General features: G+C 60.8%; 18 protein-coding genes. 11 read left to right on the forward strand and 7 right to left on the reverse strand.

Annotated features, from left to right (window positions below; translation table 11 throughout):
- Positions 1-35: 35 nt before the first annotated feature.
- Positions 36-932, reverse strand: a complete 897-nt coding sequence (locus GWR55_RS14330) for a S9 family peptidase (protein ID WP_162402863.1) — start codon at positions 930-932, stop codon at positions 36-38.
- 67 nt (positions 933-999) lie between these two features.
- On the opposite strand from GWR55_RS14330, the gene GWR55_RS14335 reads away from it, so the two are divergent.
- The 5 genes from GWR55_RS14335 (at position 1,000) to dnaB (ending at position 8,168) form a co-directional block, all read left to right on the forward strand.
- Complete coding sequence (locus GWR55_RS14335) at positions 1,000-2,433, forward strand: hypothetical protein (RefSeq protein ID WP_162402864.1); 1,434 nt, start codon at positions 1,000-1,002, stop codon at positions 2,431-2,433.
- A gap of 244 nt (positions 2,434-2,677) precedes the next feature.
- Positions 2,678-4,828 carry a tRNA uridine-5-carboxymethylaminomethyl(34) synthesis enzyme MnmG gene (mnmG, locus tag GWR55_RS14340; protein WP_162402865.1) on the forward strand — a complete coding sequence of 717 codons (2,151 nt, stop codon included), beginning with the start codon at positions 2,678-2,680 and terminating at the stop codon, positions 4,826-4,828.
- Between the two features lie 284 nt (positions 4,829-5,112).
- A complete protein-coding gene (locus tag GWR55_RS14345; RefSeq protein WP_162402866.1) occupies positions 5,113-5,451 on the forward strand; it encodes a GIY-YIG nuclease family protein in 339 nt (112 codons plus the stop codon).
- A gap of 342 nt (positions 5,452-5,793) precedes the next feature.
- Positions 5,794-6,501: a peptide-methionine (S)-S-oxide reductase MsrA gene (msrA, locus tag GWR55_RS14350; RefSeq protein ID WP_370521148.1), complete on the forward strand. Its 708-nt coding sequence runs from the start codon at positions 5,794-5,796 to the stop codon at positions 6,499-6,501.
- A gap of 266 nt (positions 6,502-6,767) precedes the next feature.
- Positions 6,768-8,168, forward strand: coding sequence for a replicative DNA helicase (gene dnaB / locus GWR55_RS14355; RefSeq protein WP_162402867.1), 1,401 nt, complete (start codon positions 6,768-6,770; stop codon positions 8,166-8,168).
- Between the two features lie 102 nt (positions 8,169-8,270).
- On the opposite strand, the gene GWR55_RS14360 is transcribed toward dnaB, so the two are convergent.
- The gene (locus GWR55_RS14360) at positions 8,271-9,299 is read right to left on the reverse strand and encodes a PIG-L deacetylase family protein (RefSeq protein WP_162402868.1); all 1,029 of its coding nucleotides are present in this window, start codon (positions 9,297-9,299) and stop codon (positions 8,271-8,273) included.
- A gap of 607 nt (positions 9,300-9,906) precedes the next feature.
- Between GWR55_RS14360 and GWR55_RS14365 the strand changes: the two genes are divergently transcribed.
- The 6 genes from GWR55_RS14365 to GWR55_RS14390 all read left to right on the forward strand — a co-directional run bounded on the left by GWR55_RS14365 (position 9,907) and on the right by GWR55_RS14390 (position 15,324).
- A complete protein-coding gene (locus tag GWR55_RS14365; RefSeq protein WP_162402869.1) occupies positions 9,907-10,287 on the forward strand; it encodes a VOC family protein in 381 nt (126 codons plus the stop codon).
- An 87-nt stretch (positions 10,288-10,374) separates the two neighbouring features.
- The gene (locus tag GWR55_RS14370; RefSeq protein ID WP_162402870.1) at positions 10,375-11,097 is read left to right on the forward strand and encodes a YafY family protein; all 723 of its coding nucleotides are present in this window, start codon (positions 10,375-10,377) and stop codon (positions 11,095-11,097) included.
- 280 nt (positions 11,098-11,377) lie between these two features.
- Complete coding sequence (gene alr, locus GWR55_RS14375) at positions 11,378-12,601, forward strand: alanine racemase (protein ID WP_162402871.1); 1,224 nt, start codon at positions 11,378-11,380, stop codon at positions 12,599-12,601.
- Positions 12,602-12,639: 38 nt separating this feature from the next.
- Complete coding sequence (gene nhaA, locus GWR55_RS14380) at positions 12,640-13,992, forward strand: Na+/H+ antiporter NhaA (RefSeq protein WP_162402872.1); 1,353 nt, start codon at positions 12,640-12,642, stop codon at positions 13,990-13,992.
- Positions 13,993-14,070: 78 nt separating this feature from the next.
- Entirely contained in the window at positions 14,071-14,280 is a 210-nt protein-coding gene (locus GWR55_RS14385; protein WP_162402873.1) for a hypothetical protein, read from the forward strand.
- On the forward strand, positions 14,281-15,324 hold the full coding sequence (locus tag GWR55_RS14390) for a Gfo/Idh/MocA family protein (protein WP_162402874.1): 1,044 nt from the start codon (positions 14,281-14,283) through the stop codon (positions 15,322-15,324). It abuts the gene before it with no gap.
- 53 nt (positions 15,325-15,377) lie between these two features.
- Here GWR55_RS14390 and tsaA read toward each other — a convergent pair whose 3' ends face one another.
- The 5 genes from tsaA to GWR55_RS14415 form a co-directional block, all read right to left on the reverse strand.
- Positions 15,378-15,785 (reverse strand): tRNA (N6-threonylcarbamoyladenosine(37)-N6)-methyltransferase TrmO, encoded by a 408-nt coding sequence (gene tsaA, locus GWR55_RS14395; RefSeq protein WP_162402875.1) that lies wholly within the window; start codon positions 15,783-15,785, stop codon positions 15,378-15,380.
- Positions 15,786-15,933: 148 nt separating this feature from the next.
- On the reverse strand, positions 15,934-16,389 hold the full coding sequence (locus GWR55_RS14400; RefSeq protein ID WP_162402876.1) for a 23S rRNA (pseudouridine(1915)-N(3))-methyltransferase RlmH: 456 nt from the start codon (positions 16,387-16,389) through the stop codon (positions 15,934-15,936).
- Entirely contained in the window at positions 16,386-16,970 is a 585-nt protein-coding gene (gene rsfS / locus GWR55_RS14405; protein ID WP_162402877.1) for a ribosome silencing factor, read from the reverse strand. Before rsfS ends, GWR55_RS14400 begins: the two co-directional genes overlap by 4 nt.
- A 60-nt stretch (positions 16,971-17,030) precedes the next feature.
- Positions 17,031-17,681, reverse strand: a complete 651-nt coding sequence (gene nadD / locus GWR55_RS14410; RefSeq protein WP_162402878.1) for a nicotinate-nucleotide adenylyltransferase — start codon at positions 17,679-17,681, stop codon at positions 17,031-17,033.
- Positions 17,682-17,713: 32 nt separating this feature from the next.
- Positions 17,714-18,223: a hypothetical protein gene (locus tag GWR55_RS14415; protein ID WP_162402879.1), complete on the reverse strand. Its 510-nt coding sequence runs from the start codon at positions 18,221-18,223 to the stop codon at positions 17,714-17,716.
- Positions 18,224-18,568: the final 345 nt, after the last annotated feature.

Genomic DNA, 18,568 nt, shown 5'->3' on the forward strand with positions numbered 1-18,568 from the left:
TGAACAGGTTGGGGCTGCGGTTGCTTGGCGGACGCTTATCGCGTCGCCATTGACGAAAGCGACTGGAGGATCTTTTCTTCGAGTGCGATGCGCGCGCCGGAGTACGAGTGATCGGTCGCGAAGTGAACGATCTGCGCCCTTTGATCTCCGGCCTTGCGCAGAGCTTCGTACAGCGTTTGATTGGCGCTCGCAAGCCCGTCATTGGAAGTCACGATCAGTACGGGCCGCGACGCAAGCGCAGGCGCGAAGTTCAGAAAGTTCAGCTGCTTTCGTTTGCGGAAGACCTCGTGACCGAGCGACTCCGCCGTGCACCCTGTCAGCGGGGCAAGGTTGTTCTTCTTCTGGCCCGCAACAAACTTTGCGACGGCAACACTCTCCTGGTCGTCAGCGAGGTTGGCATAGGGCCCGGCGATGTTCCACGCTGAGATCATCACCACACCGGCAACGCGAGGGTCATGCGCCGCAGCCGAAGCGACGGCGAAGCCTCCCATGGAGTGGCCGACCAGCACGATGCGCGAAGGGTCGACGTGATACTTCGCATCCACGGCGGGATCGCGCAGAAAGGCGACCTCGGCATCGGCATCCTCAACCACATGCGTGAAGGAGAAGTCGCCCTTCATGCCCCACGAACCGCGATAGTGCACCGCCATCACATTCCACCCGGCGCGACGGATGGCCTGCGCGATGTCAAGATTTTGTTCGTAGCCGGGAAAGCCGTGCATGACGATGGCCGTGGGATGAGGACCAGCGCCTGTTGCGAGATAGAAGACTCCCAGAAGCTGCTCGCCGTGGGACGGAACCGAGACCTGCACCATCGACGGCGGCGCAGCTTGATCGGGAGCTGGATCGGTCGAAACCGCGGAGGCGGGCATCTGGGCGTGCAGTGCTGCCGTCGACAGGACGATGGCGGCAAAGATCGAGCGCAACGTCATCCGGTGATTGTAAGCTGGTCCTCCAATTGTTTCAGCAATCAATCCTTCTGATGGAGACCGAGACTGCATGAGCGACATGGATCGTCGCAGATTTCTACTTCTGGCAGGCGCGGCAGGAGTGAAGACGAAACATGCCTATGCCCATGTTTTGACAAGCCCTGTCGCCGTTACGATGCCATTGATTCGCGGGCCAGTCATGCCCGAGGACTTTACCGGCCTGAGCTATGAGGCTGGACAACTGTACAACGCTGACTACTTTTCGCCAACGAATCATGCTTTGATCGCCGCGTTCAAAAAACTGAGCGGACACGGTGTTCTGCGCATGGGTGGACATCTGAGCAACATCACGGTGTGGGAGGGCGTCGGCCAGGACGAGCCGAAGCAGGTTCGCGGCGTTCGCCACGGCATCGAGGACTACTGGGAGTGGCCGCTGGTCGATCCTACCGTGCAGCACAACCGCAAGGGCATGATCACGCACAGGGCCATCGAGAATCTGCGCGGCTTTCTGGATGCTGTGAACTGGCGGCTGATCTATTGTCTGAACTTCGCCTGCGGCAGCGCAGCGCGCGCAGCCGACGAGGCCGCATTTGTCTCGCAGGCGATGGGCAACCGGCTGATTGCGTTCGTTGTGGGCAACGAGCCGGACGGATTCGGAGAAGACCCGTTCTTTCGAACGAAGGGCTACAACTTCGATCAGTACATCACCGAGTACGACGAGTGGACGCGGACGGTACGGGCAATGACGCCGCATGCACCATTCGCCGGGCCCGACACCGAAGGCAACGTCGAAACCTGGGTAAAGGGATTTGCAAGACACGTGAAGCACGATGCAGTGCTGTTGACCAGCCATTTTTATGGAATGGGACCAGCGAGTGATCCCCGGATGACGGCGGAGAGGCTGCTGCGGAAGGTGAATCCTGAGCTGGAAGCGCAGATCGCCGGAGTGCGCCAGGCGAGTGTATTGAGCGGCGGTGTGCCCTACAGGATGGATGAAGGGAACTCGTGCTTTGGCGGCGGCAGACCAGGGGTAAGCGATGCGTACGCCTCAGCTCTATGGGCAGCGGATTACATGCTGCGGGTTGCCTCGGAGGGATTTGTGGGCGTCAACCTGCACGGTGGCGGTGTCGGCATCTATACGCCGATCGAGACGAGTGAAAAGAGTGCGGCGGCCCCGAGGCCTGTCTATTTCGGAATGCTGCTGGCGCAACGCTTCGCGGGATTTACCGTCTCGCGCTGCACGCTCAGGACCGAGGCGAATGTGACGGCTTATGTGGGCCAGCGCGGCGCAAATGAGATGCGGATTGCGGTGGTCAACAAAGGGGCCGAAGCGATCTCGATTCAGTTGCCCGGGGCGGTTCGGAAGAGGTCCATGCAGGCGTGGCGGCTGAGCGGGCTTGCACTGGATGCGAAGGACGGTGTGCGCTTCGAAGAGGCGTCCTCATCGAAGGGAGAAGGCCAGATGGTGCCGGGTTACTCGGCGATGCTGTGGGAGTGCAGCTAGGGGGTTATCGACGATTCCCTTTTGGAACAGAGAGGTAGTGTCATCCCGACCGGAGTGCGCAGCGCGGAGTGGGAGGGATCTGCGGTTCGGGATGGTTGCCGGGCGGAAAACCGCAGATCCTTCGACTGCGCTTCTCGCGATAAGGCTGCGAGAAGCTACGCTCAGGATAAGACCTTCCCGCTACGCAGGATGCTAAAGCCGTTTGATGACACATCCTGGCATATTACCCACGTAAAATAGTTGTGTGAGCTTTACGGAACAGTACGACGTGGTCGTCGTCGGCGCGGGACACGCCGGATGCGAAGCCGCCGTCGCCGCGGCGCGCATGGGATTGCGCACCGCCATCTTTACCCTGAACCTCGACCTGATCGCACAGATGAGCTGCAATCCCGCCATTGGTGGAATCGCCAAGGGTCACCTGGTGCGCGAGGTCGATGCACTAGGCGGAGTGATGGGTGAGGTCGCCGATGCCTGCGGGATCCAGTTCCGCCTGCTCAATACCTCACGCGGGCCTGCCGTGTGGTCGCCGCGAGCGCAGTGTGACAAGGCTCTCTATCGCGTGAAGATGCGCGAGGTGCTGGAGGCGCAGAAGAACCTTTTTATCAAGCAGGCCGAGGTGGTTGACCTGATCGTTGAGGAGGACGAAGCCGGAGAGAGCGGTCGCGCTACGCGCGATGCCCACCTTAGCGCGATGAAGCCGCGCGAAGATGGGGCACCCGGATCTGTGGCTGCTTTGACATCGAGCGACCGGAAGAGAGCGTCGCGAATACTTCGTATTGCCGGCGTAAAGCTGCGTGACGGGCGCGAGGTTCGTGCAGGCGCGACGGTCGTGACCACGGGGACGTTTCTCAATGGGCTGATCCACTGCGGCGAGCAGCAGTACACTGCAGGGCGTTCCGGCGAGCCCGCCAGCGTACTGCTGGGCGAGAACCTCAAGAAGCTGGGCCTGCGCGAGTGTCGTCTCAAGACCGGAACTCCGCCGCGGCTGGATGGACGAACCATCGACTGGTCACGCTTTGAGGAGCAGCCTGGCGACGTTGAGCCGACGCCCTTCAGCTTCCGCTCGCCGTTTACGCGGTCGGGCCAGCCGCCGCTGCGGCAGATCAGCTGTCATATTGCGTACACCACGCCTGAGACCCTGCAGCTCATCCGCGACAATGTGCACCGCTCGCCCATGTTCTCCGGACAGATCGAGGGCATTGGCCCGCGTTACTGCCCGTCCATCGAAGACAAGATCGTGCGCTTCCCGGACAAGACCCAGCACCAGTTCTTCCTGGAGCCCGAAGGTCTGAACACGCACGAGGTCTACATCAACGGCATGAGCACCTCGCTGCCCATGGACGTACAGGCCGAGATGGTGCGCTCCATTCAGGGCCTTGAGAACGCCGAGATGCTGCGCCCCGGCTACGCCATCGAGTACGACGCCATCGACCCGACGGAGCTTGATCGCACGCTGAAGGTGAAGAGCTACCAGGGCCTCTATCTCGCGGGACAGATTAACGGGACGAGTGGGTATGAAGAAGCGGCGTGCCAGGGCCTGATGGCCGGCATCAACGCCGCGCTGTATGCCCGATATCTGAAGGATCCGAGTGCCCCATCTTCGGCTCAGCTTTCCGCAGGCGAAGATACGACTAAGGTGGGTCCGCCGACCTTTACGCTCGACCGCACCGAGGCCTACACCGGCATCCTGATCGATGATCTTATCTCGAAGGGGACCAACGAGCCCTATCGCATGTTTACCTCGCGTGCGGAGTTTCGGCTGCACCTGCGCATCGACAACGCCGACAAGCGCCTGACGCCGCATGGCCGCCGCCTCGGTTTGATCAGCGACGACGCATGGGCCGATTACGAGGCTAAGCAGACCCGCGCACAGACGCTCTCGCAGATGCTGCGCTTCACAAAGGTCGACATCAAAGCGCTGCCTTCCGAGTTGCAGGCAGACCTTACCGGCCCCAGCGTCGAGGGCATCACCTTCGCACAGCTGTTGAAACGCCCGGCGATCACAATTGAGGCAATCTGGCCCACGCTGGTTCCGCTGATCGCGGACAAGCCAGAGCTTGCTGCATGGACTACCTCGCTGGCTGAAGACGGCAGGCTGCACGTCTGGGTGCGCAACGAGATTAAGACCGTCGAGACCGAGATCAAGTACGAGGGCTATCTCAACCAGCAGCGCAAGTCGATGGAGAAGCTCAGGCAGTCCGAGCAAAAGGCCATTCCCGAGTGGTTCGACTACAGCGCCGTCTCCGGCCTCTCACGCGAGATGAAGGAGAAGCTGGGCCGCGTCCGCCCGCAGACACTGGGTCAGGCCAGCCGCATCGCGGGGGTTACGCCGGCGGCGGTCAGCCTGATTCATGTCTTCATTGAGATTCAGGGGCGGCAGCAGACTGTGGCTTAGCGTGTAACTGCGCACCGCATCAGCATCGGTTCGAACATCGCAAAATGCGGGGGTTTCTCCGCTACGCAGGACGATAAAACTGTCCTGCTCCGGTCGAAATGACACCTCTGGATAAGCCGCTCAGTCGTTGAGATCGCCTTGTTGTTTGGATTGCCCGGTTATTGACATGGCGCCCTGCCTCCATGGAGTGTCATTCCGAGCGAAGTGCGAAGCACGCAGTCGAGGAACCCCCGCATTTCGCGATGCCGGAACCGTCACTACTCCCCCGTGCGATACTTCCTTGCATGGTCGATCAGGGGTATGTCTATATCCTGGCAAGCACTTACAAGCACCTGTACGTAGGCGTTACCAGCGAGATCGAAAGCCGTATCCGCCAGCACAAAGATAAGACCCATCCGGACAGCTTTACTGCGCGATACCGCATCGACCGGCTCGTCCATCTGGAGCGCTTCGCCATGATCGACGACGCGATCGCACGCGAGAAACGGTTGAAACGCTGGTCTCGCATCAAGAAGATTCAGCTCATCGTCGCACACAACCCAACATGGCGCGATCTGAGCGAGGAGTGGGGAAAGCCGATCGATCGCCCCGACGAAGTGATTTCCCCAAAACCACTCTCATAGATACATCCGCATCGGAACCGCTTCGAGCATCGCAAAAATGCGGGGGTTTCTCCACTCCGCAGGACGATAAAACTGTCCTGCTCCGGTCGAAATGACACTTCTGGTTGGAATCGCCTCAGTTGTTGGATCGCCCGGCTGTTGATATGGCCCAGCTTCTATCGAGTGTCATTCCGAGCGAAGCGGCGCAGCCGCAAAGTCGAGGAACCCCCGCATTTCGCGATGCCTGGAACCGCCACACCCCCCGGCTCCCTCCAAAGATCACAGATAAACCGGAGCCTCCGGCCCTGTTGTGACCTCTTCGCCTCGCTATCATCTAACAGATCAGCAGGAGACATCCATCCCATGAGAAAAGCGGATTTCTGGACCGGTCTGAGTCTCGTAGTCCTCACCATCCTGGCTGCTGCGATCTGGATGGGAAGAGCACACATGACCGCCACCCTCGCAAATACTCGCAAACAGCCCCTTCCCGCCCCCACCGTCGATGAGCACATCCCCTCCTCCCAGAGCGAGACCGCGGTCCTCGGCGGCGGTTGCTTCTGGGGAGTTCAGAGCGTCTTTCAGCGCGTCAAAGGCGTTACTGCAACCACCGCAGGGTACTCCGGAGGCACGAAAGAGACGGCGAACTATGGCGCCGTCTCGTCCGAGACCACCGGCCACGCTGAGTCGGTCAAGATCGTCTTCGATCCCTCAAAGGTCAGCTACGGCACGCTGCTGCGCATCTTCTTTTCGGCGGTGCACGATCCTACGGAGCTCAATCGGCAGGGTCCGGATGTCGGTACCTCGTACCGTTCCGTCATCTTCTACGCCACGCCGGAGCAGCAGAAGATCGCTAACGCCTACATCGCCCAGCTCGATGCTGCACACGCCTTTCCGAAGAAGATCGTGACCCACGTCGTGCCGCTGAAAGCCTTCTACAACGCGGAAGACTATCACCAGGACTACGCCGAAAAGAATCCTGACAATCCCTACATCCAGGTTTGCGACGTGCCCAAGATCGCCGCGCTCAAGCAGCAGTTTCCGGATCTTTTTCAGGACTACAAGCACAAGTAGAGCGATCCGAAGGTGTCATCCTGCGACTCCGCTTCTCGCGTTAAAGCCGCGAGAAGCTTCACTCGGGATGACACTTCGTAAAGGAATGCCTATCTGAATCAATTGACCATCATGCATCTTCATCGTCGTCCTCACGAGATATCGATCCGGATTGACGCTCCGCCTGTGGGTAACTGCGCATTAGCTGTGGGAAACCCAAAGTTGCACCAGAATCACTGCAGATACCTGTATTGCCCGCTGCATCTCCTCGTCGGAAAATGAAGGATATGGCATCGTTTGCGCAGATTGGCATCACTGACGGGCTTCCCTCGTCCGTCCACACTGAGGTCACCATCCTGGGGGCCATGCTCCTGGATGGAATGGCCATCATCGATGCCACCGCCAGGCTGACGGCCGACGACTTTTCGCTCGACTCGCACCGCCGCATCTATCAGTCCATCGTCGACCTGATGGGCGTCGGCCACGGCGTCGACATTACGACGGTCCGCGCTGAGCTGGAGCGCAAGCGCGAGCTCGATTCCATCGGCGGTCCGGCCTATCTCGCGTACCTGACCGAGGGTATTCCGCGTAATCTGAACATCGAGAGCTACGTCCGCATCATCAAGGACAAGAGCCTGCTGCGGCGCCTGATGGCGATCTTCAGCGACGGCGCGACCCGTGCCTCGGACCAGTCGGAAGACGCGATCAACGTGCTGGGCGATGTGGAAGCGCAATTGGCCGATGTCGCCGACAGCGCCATCCAGCGTGGCTTCTCTGACATCGGCGAGATCGTCAAATCGTCCTTTGGCACCATCGACAAGCTCTACGAGCAGGGCCGCGAGGTCACGGGCCTGGCCACCCACTACATCGATTTCGACCGCATGACCAGCGGCCTGCAGGACTCCGAACTCATCATCATCGCGGCGCGTCCCTCGATGGGAAAGACCGCCTGGGCCATCAACATTGCGCAGAACTCCGCTGTGCGTGACGGCAAGGTAGTTGCCGTCTTTTCGCTCGAAATGTCGAAGGAGAGCCTGCTGCGACGTATGCTCGCCTCGGAGGCCATGGTCAACTCGCGCAAGATCCAGACGGGCTTCTTAGGCAAGGAAGACAAGGGCAAGCTAATCTCCGGCCTGGAGCGACTGATCGAGTCGAAGATGTTTATCGACGACACGCCCGGCATTACTCTTGCCGAGATGCGTGCCAAGGTGCGCCGCCTGAAGCAGCAGGAGGGCCGTCTCGACCTGATCATGATCGACTACCTGCAGCTGATGACGGTCGCGGCCGGGCCTGGAAAGAAAGGTCCGGAGAACCGAAACCAGGAGGTCGCTGCCATCTCTCGCGGCCTGAAGGCGCTGGCCAAGGAGATGAAGGTTCCCGTCATTGCGCTTTCGCAACTCTCGCGCGCCAGCGAGCAGCGCGGCGGCGACAAGAAGCCCATGCTCTCCGACCTGCGCGAATCCGGCTCCATCGAGCAGGACGCCGATCTTGTCTGCTTCATCCACCGCGACAGCTACTACAACAAGGACGAGAACGGCGACGAGGATCCCGAGTCCAAGGGCAAGGCCGAGATCATCATCGCCAAACAGCGTAACGGTCCCACCGGTTCTGTCCACCTCGCGTACCTGGCCGACTACACCCGCTTTGAAAACCTCTCCACTGGCGGCTACGAGGGCGGCGGATATTAGAACTCGTGGCTTGAAAGAGCCGAGCGCCAGGGTTCGCATGAATGCATGGGATATAGCATCATTTGATGCCTTAAAGAATGCCGATGAATCGCGGGTATGAATTCAAACCTTCACCGCGTTCTTCGCGATGTACTCATCCAGCCTTGAGCGGTTCGGCCCGATATAGCGGAAGCGCTCCGCCCAGGCGAAACCATAGGCTGCTCCCAGTTCGCGATCCGACATCACCCCCCGCGTGTGCATCGAGTCCTGGTCGAGCACAAAGTGCTCGATGTACCTGCTGTTTGCGGTCTCGTCATCGTCACCCAGGATCGGCAGCCGCAGCTTCTTCTCTGCCAGCCGCTGGCGCAGACGCGCACCGTTGTTGCCGCCCGGCCCCTGCGTTCCAATTGCCTGAATCGACGCGACCTTCACGTCGACATCAGCGCTGATGTCCACCACGCGATTGGCGATCTGCGGTCCGCGCGCGTAGTAGTACTTCTCCATCACGCTGTGCGGCTTCAGCCCAGTTTCCAATTGTTCGGGGTAGTCTTTCGCCATCCCCGCCATCCACGCGGCCGACTCCACTGCAGCTGCGGTCACATAGTGATCGGGGTTCTCCTCGTACAGTCCCCAGTGGTCATAGGAGACGACGGTGTCTACCTTCAGCAGGCGGAACAGCAGGATCAGGTTGCCGCGAAGATCCTGCGGTGACATCTCGTCCATACGATGGTTGCGATACGCCAGACTGTAGCTCTTTTTCAACCCGAGAGCCTTTGCTACGGCATCGTTATCCTGCTCGTTGTGCAGCACACCCTCGCCGCGCGTGCCGCTGCCAGTCATTTCGTCGTTGGTCACACGAATCAGGTAGCCGGTGTATCCCTCGCGGATCAGCTTGCCCACCAGCCCGCCCGCGAACAGCGGAACATCATCTGCATGCGGCTGAATCGCAGCCAATACCTTACCGGCATGTGGCTTGCCCGGTTGCTGACCCTCCACAACCATCTCACCCTTGCAGGTCCACTTTGCTTCTTTGCCGTTTACAGCAGGGTCAATTGTTGTGTCCTTGTTCGCGGCTTGTCCATGAGCTGCAAGGTCCAGCCCCGAAATGGCCGCGCCCAGAAGTGTCCTTCGAATCACATCTCGTCGTTTCAATGTGCCTCCGCAATATCTTTTGTTTGCGGAATACTTTAGCGCGACCCGGCAACAAAGTGCTCCTCTCATTCTGTAGAGACTTGCTGAAGAGGCTTTTTATGAAGCCTGAGAGAGATGCCTATTCGCGTCTGCAAGGCGTGATCCGAATCCATGACCTGCCTTCGGATGCGATTTTGTAGCCCATAGGAGCTGCTATCTCCCTTAGAGTTCTACTCCGAATGAAAAAAGCCTGGTTTTGTTAAGGGCACGGCTTTAGCCGTGCCGCAACAGCCTGAAATGCGGCTTCAGCCGCTGAGGACGTGCCGGCCCATACACAAGGCGTACCGCAGGGGCTAAAGCCCGTCTCCTGGTAACTCGACATCTTTTCGGCACGGCTAAAGCCGTGCCCTTAACAAAACAGACAAACAAACGAAGGTCTAAAAGGCAAACAAAGAGGGGAAACAGGACAAAAACCCCAGAACCTTTTTGCTGAACGACAAGAGTGGTGGGACCACCCATCGATCCGTTAGTTTTTACCCTGACGAACCTGCTGACATGATGCTGTCAGGATGCCTCCCGTATGCTTCGTCATGGAATCGCTTGAAAGACTCTTCCGAGGAGCACCGACATGAACGAACAAAAGCTGCGGCAACATGCGATTAACTGGTTCGAGATACCGTGCGACGACCTCGACCGCGCCACTCACTTTTACGAGACCATTCTGGGCGAACGCATGCAGCGCGATCCGTCCGGGACGCCGATGGCCTTCTTCTCCGCAGAACGCAGCGGGACCGGCGGGACGCTGGTCAAGCGACCTTTTCAGAAGCCTGGCCGCGGAGGCACGATGGTCTACCTCAACTGCGATGGCGAGCTTGACGCCGTGCTCTCGCGTGTTCGCGTCGCCGGAGGGCTGGTCCTGATGCCCAAGACTCCCGTACCCGGCGGCTACGGCCACTTCGCCTGCCTGCGCGACAGCGAAGGCAATCACATCGGCTTGCACTCCCATTGAGTCGTCCGTTCTCAGTTCTCCGTTGTCAGTAGGTAGAATCTGAGACGCAGTAACTGAGAAAGACAACGGACCACCGACAGCTCACCCATGCGACGTGCAGACCGCCTCTTTCGAATCGTGCAGTTTCTCCGCCAGGGCCGCCTGCAGACGGCGCAGACCCTTGCGGACAAGCTGCAGGTCTCGCAGCGCACTATCTACCGTGACATCCAGGACCTGCAGCTTGCCGGAACTCCCATCGAGGGCGAAGCCGGCGTCGGCTACACGCTTCGCCGCGATATGGATCTTCCGCCGCTGATGTTTACGCGCGGCGAGCTGACCGCGCTCGTGCTGGGCGCGCGTCTGGTACGTGCCTGGGGAGGGGCGGAGAACGTGCTCGGCGCCGATCAGGCCCTGCAGCGCATCGAGGCCGTTCTACCGGCCGACCTGCGCAACGAGTTCGACTCCATCCTGCTCTACGCCCCTGGCTACAAGATGCTTCCACACCTGAGGCTGCGCGTCGACATGCTGCACGGCGCGTGCAAGTCGCGCAACGTAGCCAGCTTCCGCTACGTCCGCGAAGACGGCGAACAGAGCCAGCGCTGCGTCTGGCCGCTTGCGCTCGTCTTCTGGAGCGGCGTCTGGACCCTGACCTCGTGGTGCGAGCTGCGCAACGACTTCCGCGACTTTCGCCTGGATCGCATGGACGAGGTCGCCATCCTCGAACGCACCTTTACGCCAAGGAAGGGCCAGCGGCTGGAAGACCACCTGAGAAAAGTTGTCCCCTCCGGAGCGGAACGCCGTGAGCTTCTGGCGCCCTCTGCGGGCTTCTAGGCTATATCAAGGTAGTCGTCTTCGATCGGAGGAGGAAGTGTCATTTCGACCGAAACCTCTCGCAGTCTTATCGCGAGAGGCGAGGTGGAGAAATCTGCTTCTCTGCCCATGCCGGTACAGCATTCGGTAGAGAAGCGGATTCCTCCACTCCGCTTCTCTGCGGTCGGAATGGCAACATCTTTAGGACCGGCCAAACCGAAAGGCAGACTGTGCCGATACGTCCAGATCTGCTCTTGGCCCCGAGGTCACCGAAGGGCGCTCGAACCCGTAGGATAGAGATGTGAAGAGCTGGATTGAGATCTCGGCGCAGCGGCTGGCTGAAAACTATCGCGTCCTTGCCGATGCAGCAGGAGCAGACGCAGCCGTGCTGGCTGTCATCAAGGCGGACGCCTACGGTCACGGCGCGCAGCTCTGTGCCCCGGTGCTGACCCGCGCCGGAGCAGCATGGCTTGGCGTTACCGATCCTGCTGAAGGCGCCTCGGTCCGCTCGGCGCTTGCATCTGCGGGAATTCCCGCTGGACGGCAACCTCGCGTGCTGGTAATGAGCGAAGGACTCGAGGAAGATGCCGCAGCCGTACTCGAGCATCGGCTCACCCCGGTCGTCGGAAACGCCGTACAGATCGAGGCGCTGGCGCACGCGGCGAAGCGACACGGCATCCATTCTGTCGACGTCCACCTTGAGATCGACACCGGCATGGCGCGCCAGGGAGCAGCACCGGGACGCGAACTTGACGCTGTACTCGAGCAGCTTCGCCAGCACAACGAAGTTCGCGTCGACGGCGTGATGACGCACTTTGCTTCGGCAGAGGTTACAGGCTCACACCAGACGTCTGCACAACGACAGACCTTCGAACAGGCGATTCAGCAGGTCGCATCTGCCGGTTTGCGTCCGTCCTGGATTCATGCCGGAAACTCGTCCACGGTCGATAACCAGCATGACGAATCAGGCAGCCACGAGTGTCCTTTGTGCTGGCTCCGCAGGGTTGCGCGCGCGGCCTCTGCGCGACCCATGGTGCGGACGGGACTGAGCCTCTATGGCTATAGTCTTCCGCTCGAGCGCGAGCGAGACTACACCGGCCCTGCAGACCCCCTTGTTCGTTCCCGTCTGCAGCTGGTGATGACGTGGAAGGCCTGCGTGACGCATATTCGCGAGGTGGAGGCAGGCACGCGCCTCGGTTACAACGGAACCTTCACGGCTTCCGAGCGCATGCGTCTGGCTCTGCTCCCCCTCGGCTATGCCGACGGTCTGCGGCGCGAGCTTTCAGGAACGGATATAAGGTCTGGCGGCCGCGTTCTCTTCGGATCGCAGGCTGCAGCGATCGTCGGCCGCGTCTCGATGAACCTGACCATGGTCGATGTCACCGCTCTGCCTGGTGTCACGGTGGGAGACGAGGCCGTCGTGCTTGGCCAAGGCTTTACCGCTGACGACCACGCATGCATTGCGGGCACAATTCCATATGAGATTCTGTGCGGTATCAAGTCTGCTCGCCGCTTTTGTAGCTAAGTTCTGCAAGCTGCTCACGATCCCGGTAGCATCGTTGCATGGCAAGTCCGCTCCCGCAGATTGACCAGAGACCCGTCCGCAAGTTGGTGGAGCCGCTTCTTCGGTTTGTACGGCTTGAGTCGGCGGGCAGTATTGTTCTGCTGCTGGCCACCATCGCTGCTGTGGTGATGGCGAACTCCTCCTTTGCACCGAAGTACTTCGCCTGGCTGGAATATCCTGTCGGGTTCAGCGCCGGAGCCTCGCTCTTCCAGTGGCCCGTTCATCTTTGGGTCAACGATGCACTGATGGCTGTCTTCTTCCTGAGCGTCGGGCTTGAGGTCAAGCGCGAGCTGCGCGTGGGGGAACTGACCTCCGTGCGTCGCGCTATGCTGCCCGTGCTGGCTGCGCTCGGCGGCGTCGCCATGCCTGCCACGCTCTACCTCGTGCTCAACCATGGCGGCGCAGGCGCCAGCGGCTGGGGAGTCCCCATCGCTACCGACATCGCATTTTCGCTCGCCGTGCTCGCCGCCTTCGGCAGCAGGATTCCCGTTGGCCTCAAGATCTTTCTGGTTACCCTGGCCATCGTCGACGACATCGGCGGCGTCATCGTCATCGCGACCGTCTACACCCACAAGCTCCACCCCAGCTACCTGGCGCTTGCTGTGCTGGTGTTTTTCCTCTGCCTGGTAATGAACCGATTGGGCGTAACCCAGCTCACGGCCTACCTGCTGGCGGGCATCGCGATGTGGTGGGCGATGTATCAATCCGGAGTCCACGCCACGCTTGCAGGTGTCCTGCTTGCTATGGCGATTCCCGTGCGCATCTTTATTCCTCCAGACGCTCTGCTGACGCGAGGCAGAAACCGCTTTGACGAGTTTGAGCGATCGGTCGAGCAGGAAGGCCCCTTGAGCCGCGATGCGCGTCACCATCTGCACATGATCCGCTTCGGCCTTGATCTCTCCGAGTCTCCCCTGGACCGCCTGCAGGGCATCCTGCATCCCTGGGTCAGCTTCGTGATCATGCCGCTGTTTGCCTTTACCAACGCCGGCATCCCGTTTGGGGAAGCTCACGAGACGGGCTTCTTTCGCGATCCCATCTTCTACGGCATCGTGCTTGGCCTTGTGCTGGGCAAACCTGTTGGCATCACGCTGTTCTCGTGGCTGGCGGTGCGGCTGCGCCTGGCAGATCTTCCCCACGGAATCGGCTGGAAGCAACTGCATGCCGTATCGTGGCTGGGAGGCATCGGGTTTACCATCTCCATCTTCATCGCCGGGCTCGCCTTTCCCACCGGCGAGCAGTACACGATGGCGCGGCTCGCTGTTCTTCTGGCCTCGGTCTGCGCGGCCGCGCTGGGAACCCTGCTGGTCGCGATGACGTGCAGGCAGTCCGTCGCTGCGACAGAAGAAGGCTGATCAGAGGACGCTCACATTTGCGCACAGGCTGCCCGGACATTAAGATCGGGGTGAGAGAAACGAGAGGAATCGCACTTCATGGAAGCCACATCAAACGCCGCGCGCCGCACCGAAGACATCGCCCTGGACCTGCTGAAGTTTGTCGCCGCGCATGCGAATCTCGCCAGTAAGCCCGGCGGCTCGACCGGTTTCGCTGCATCGCCTGCGACCAAGCCCGAGGATCAGGTAGCACAGCTGCTGGATCTGTACACTCGCTGCCGCAAAGCGGTGGAAGCTCCCATCAAGTAAGTGGCTGCTTCCCGTCCACTGCGAGTCGCGGTCGTCGGAACCGGAATCTTCGGCCGCAATCATCTTCGCGTCTACAAAGAGCTGGAGCAGGCCGGTGAGCCCGTCCAGCTGGTCGCGGTCGTCGATTCCAATGCCGCCGCTGCCTCCGAGTCCTCCGCGAAGGCCGGCGTGCCCGCGTTCCGCTCCATTGCGGAGTGCCTTTCCGCCGTTGGCTCCATCGACGCAGCCTCCGTCTGCGTTCCCACGGTGCATCATCGCGTCGTCGCCGAAGAGCTGCTAGCCTCTGGCGTCGATGTCCTGATTGAAAAGCCGCTGGCATCGACACTTGAAGAGGCAGACCGCATTCTCCGTCTGGCTGTGCAGCGGCAACGCGTTGTGCAGGTCGGCCACCTTGAGCGCTTCAATCCAGCGGTGACTGCAGCGCGCAAGCACTTGAACAAGCCAATGTTCTTCGAGTCGCACCGGCTGAGCGTCTTCACGCCGCGCTCGCTCGACGTGGACGTGGTGCTCGACCTGATGATCCATGACCTGGACATCGTCCTCAGCCTCGTCGGCTCGCCCGTGCGCGAGGTGCGTGCCGTCGGTCTGCCGGTGCTCTCGCCCAAGGTCGATATCGCCAACGTCCGGGTGGAGTTCGACTCCGGCTGCGTGGCCAACTTCACGGCCAGCCGCGTCTCGACCGAGCGCGTCCGCAAGCTCCGCTTCTTCCAGCCGCACCAGTACCTCTCGCTCGACTTCGCGCGGCAGGACCTGCTGATGATCGACGTGACCGCTGCTGCCGCAATGGACCCGCACCGCCTGGCGGCCATGGCGGAGCTACTGGCGCAACCGGGCGGACATCCTTCCGCGGGGCTTTCGCTCAGCAAGGTACCCATCGAACCCGGCGAGCCGCTGCGGCTGGAGATCGTCTCCTTCCTCGACGCTGTGCGCAACCGTACCCGCCCGGTCGTGAGCGGAGAGGACGGTCGTGTGGCCTTGGAGCTGGCTCTTGAGATCAACCGGGCGATCGCCGCTCACGCCGAACGAGCCGGGCTGGTGATTTAGCTCACTTCGATGCACTTGTGTGGCCTGGGTGGCAACCGGCCGAGAAGCAGTCCTTACCGTTCGGCGGCAAGAACTGGCTTGATGTCGAGGATCGGGGTGCCATCGATAGCCTCAAGATTGTTCACGTCAATCCACCCTGCACCCACCGCAGTGACAAGAACGCGATGCAGCCCGATGGGATTGGGCCGATCCGGCGAGCGCGTGGAGAAGACGCCGGTGAGTGGATTGCCCAGGTCCGATCGCGGATGAACTTGAAGAGTAGAGCGTCGGGATTGGTGCAGCCAGGTGAAAAGCCAGAGATCGTCGCCTGTCCGGATCGCTTCAGCCGCCTGCGCAAATTCAGCAAGAATCTCCAGCCGGGCTGAAGGCGCCTGCTCCTGCGCCTGCCTGGGAGCGGTGGAGCGATCCTTGAGGATGGAACGCACATAGCCGATGGGGATGAGATTCAGCTTGTCTGTCATTTCAGTGCTGCAAAGAAGATGATGCCAGCGCACGCGAAGGTGCATAGAAATCGGTGGAAATGGCACTTCTTCTTCAGTAGGATCACTAATTTTCTGTGGGCATTTGAGTCTCCGGGTCGAAATACCACTCTCCCGGAACAAATTCCCGCTAATGGTCGCAGTGGTACGGGTGGCCGGCGGTGATGGTGAGAGCGCGGTAGATTTGTTCGGCCAGGACGACGGCGGCCAGCTCGTGAGGGAGGGTGATGCGTCCGAAGGAGAGCATGAGGCTGGCTCGTTTACGGGAGGCCTCGGACCATCCGCTTGCGGGGCCGATCGCCAACAGAATGCGCTGCTGGCCGGTATCACGCTGCCTGGCCAGGAAGGAGGCAATCTCTTCCGACGTTAACTCGCGGCCGGAGGAGTCCAGCAGGACGAGGAAGCAGTCGGTTCTTCCCTTGCCTCTTTCGAGCCAGCCGAACATGGAGTCTTCATCGGGAAAGTGGATGGATTCGACGGGGGCGTAGCGGGCGGCGCGGTCGACGTATTCGGCGATGAGGGTTGCCGCAGCGGAGGCTTTGGAGCGTCCGCCGCGGGCCGTGATTGCGCCGAGATAGATGTTCATCGTGAACGGCTGGAGCGAGAGGGCGTGGTCTTTTTGGCTTTGGCCGGTGTCTTCTTTGCCGCTTTTTTAACGGCCTTCTTTGCAGCGGCTTTGGTGGCGCTCTTCTTTGCCGGGGCTTTTGCCGGTGTCTTCTTCGCTGCCTTCTTTGCGGCCGCTTTTTTCGCAGCCTTTGCTCCGGTGGATTTGCGGGTGGCGGCGATCTGCGCCTTGATCTCTGTGTTGAGCTCCTCGACGGAGAGCGTCGTGGCGGATTTGCGCAGGCGCTCAAGGCCGTAGAAGGCGCGCTTTTCGGGCGAGAAGATGTGGACGATAAAGTCGACGTAGTCCATCAGGATCCACTCGGCCTGGCGGCGTCCTTCGACGGAGTTGGGGTAGGTCCCGAATTCGCGTTTGAGGCGGAGCTCGATCTCGTCGGAGATGGCGACGTTCTGGCGGTCGTTGGTGCCGTTGCAGATCAGGAAGTAGTCGGCAAGCCCGCTCTCGGCAGGGTCGAGCGCGAGGATGCGGATGTCTTCGGCTTTTTTATCTTCGGCAGCGGCTGCGGCGGCCAACAGTAACTGATTGCTTTCGATTGAGGGCATGCGGCTCCTTGAACACCATGGTATCGAGTCGTCTGCGCGGATGCCAGCCTCCAGGCATCTTCAGCGCTCTCCGGCAGCTTCGGCGGGGTACTCTGTGATGCTTCCGGAGGCGGCGCGGTAAAGTCCGTGCCGCCGGATGTAGGTGGCCACGGCGGGTGGAAGCAGCCCGGAGGTGTCTTCCCCGGCGGCGAGCCGGCGACGGAGCCCGGTGGCGGAGACATCGTCCTGCATGGTCTCGATGCAGTGGACGCGACGGAGTTCTTCCGGGGTCAGTTTGAGCGTGGTGAGGTCGTTGAGGGGCGAGCCAGGGCGACTGATGACGATCCATTCGGCCAGAGCGAGCAGACGGTGCGGCTCCTTCCAATGCGGCAGAGAGAGAAAACTGTCGGCGCCGACCAGGCAGAAGAGCGTGGCCGAGGGAAACTGCTGGCGCAGAGCGGCCAGGGTATCGACAGTATAGTTGGGGGCTCCGCCGGGGCGGGGGCTGTCGATCATGGAGGGCTCAAAGCGCGTATCGACGGCGCAGGTGAGCCGCACCATCGCGAGCCGATGTGCGAAGGGCGTGGTGGAACGCCCCTCTTTAAGGGGCTGGACGCCGACGGGAGCGAACAGCACCTTGTCGAGATGGAAGGCCTGCGCGGCGAGAATGGCGGCGCCCAGATGTCCGCGGTGAGGCGGATCGAAGGTGCCGCCAAAGAGAGCTATCCGCATGCCGGAAACGCTATCACAGTCGTGGCGATTGCTTACCAGATCCTGAGGACCAGGCCGGTGGTAAGGGTCTTTGCGTTGACGGACTGGCTGGGGACGGCGTTGTAGCTGAACTCGACCACACGCCAGTCCAGGCGCGGCAGCAGGGTGGTGTCGAGGCCGCCGAGCACCTGGTAGTTGAAGTGGTTGCTGGAATTGTGACCATCGGTTTGCACGTTGCCGACGCCGACCAGCCCTTCGACATAAGGACGGAAGGGGAGGATGGGGGCCTTGAAGGCAATACGCGGGCCGGCTGCCCCGGTGTAGTAGTGAAAATTATTGTGCGAGAGAAACGAGGCGCGAAGGTCGCCCCCGATGCTGACGATGTTGGCAGCGTAGCCGGTCTGCTTATACGCGCCAAAGAGCGGGCCATAAGCCCAGTCGGTTCCACCGTTGTTGATGGAGGCGGCGCTGTATCCGGCATAGACGGCGATCTGCGAGTGGGCGGGGGACGGTGCCAGAAAAAGGCAAAGCAATGCAAACAGAAAAAGACGAAAACGAATCATGGGAGGGCCTCCCTGTCAGGGTAACGTGCCGCGCGGTGGAATCCCGGTGCAGTGGCATGGCTGTAACCCGATCTATTACCTCGTTTGCTGCATTGGAGGCTGCATAGGTTGTCTGGACGGTGTCATCGATTCATTCTCTGCATGGAGGCCGATTCGAGGGAGCCGTTTGTTCGACGGAAGGTTCTCCTTGTTGGCTGTGCGAGGTGCGGTGAGAGATCTGCGTCTCTATTGAACAGTCATGGCATCTCCGGGTGGGACCGCGGATCCCTCCACTCCGCGCTGCGCGCTCCGGTCGGGATGACACCTTCAAAAAAGGGGATTGATGCGTTTCCGGTCGGATGACGT

Origin of the sequence: Edaphobacter sp. 12200R-103, assembly GCF_010093025.1 — a bacterium.
Classification (GTDB): Bacteria; Acidobacteriota; Terriglobia; order Terriglobales; family Acidobacteriaceae; genus Edaphobacter.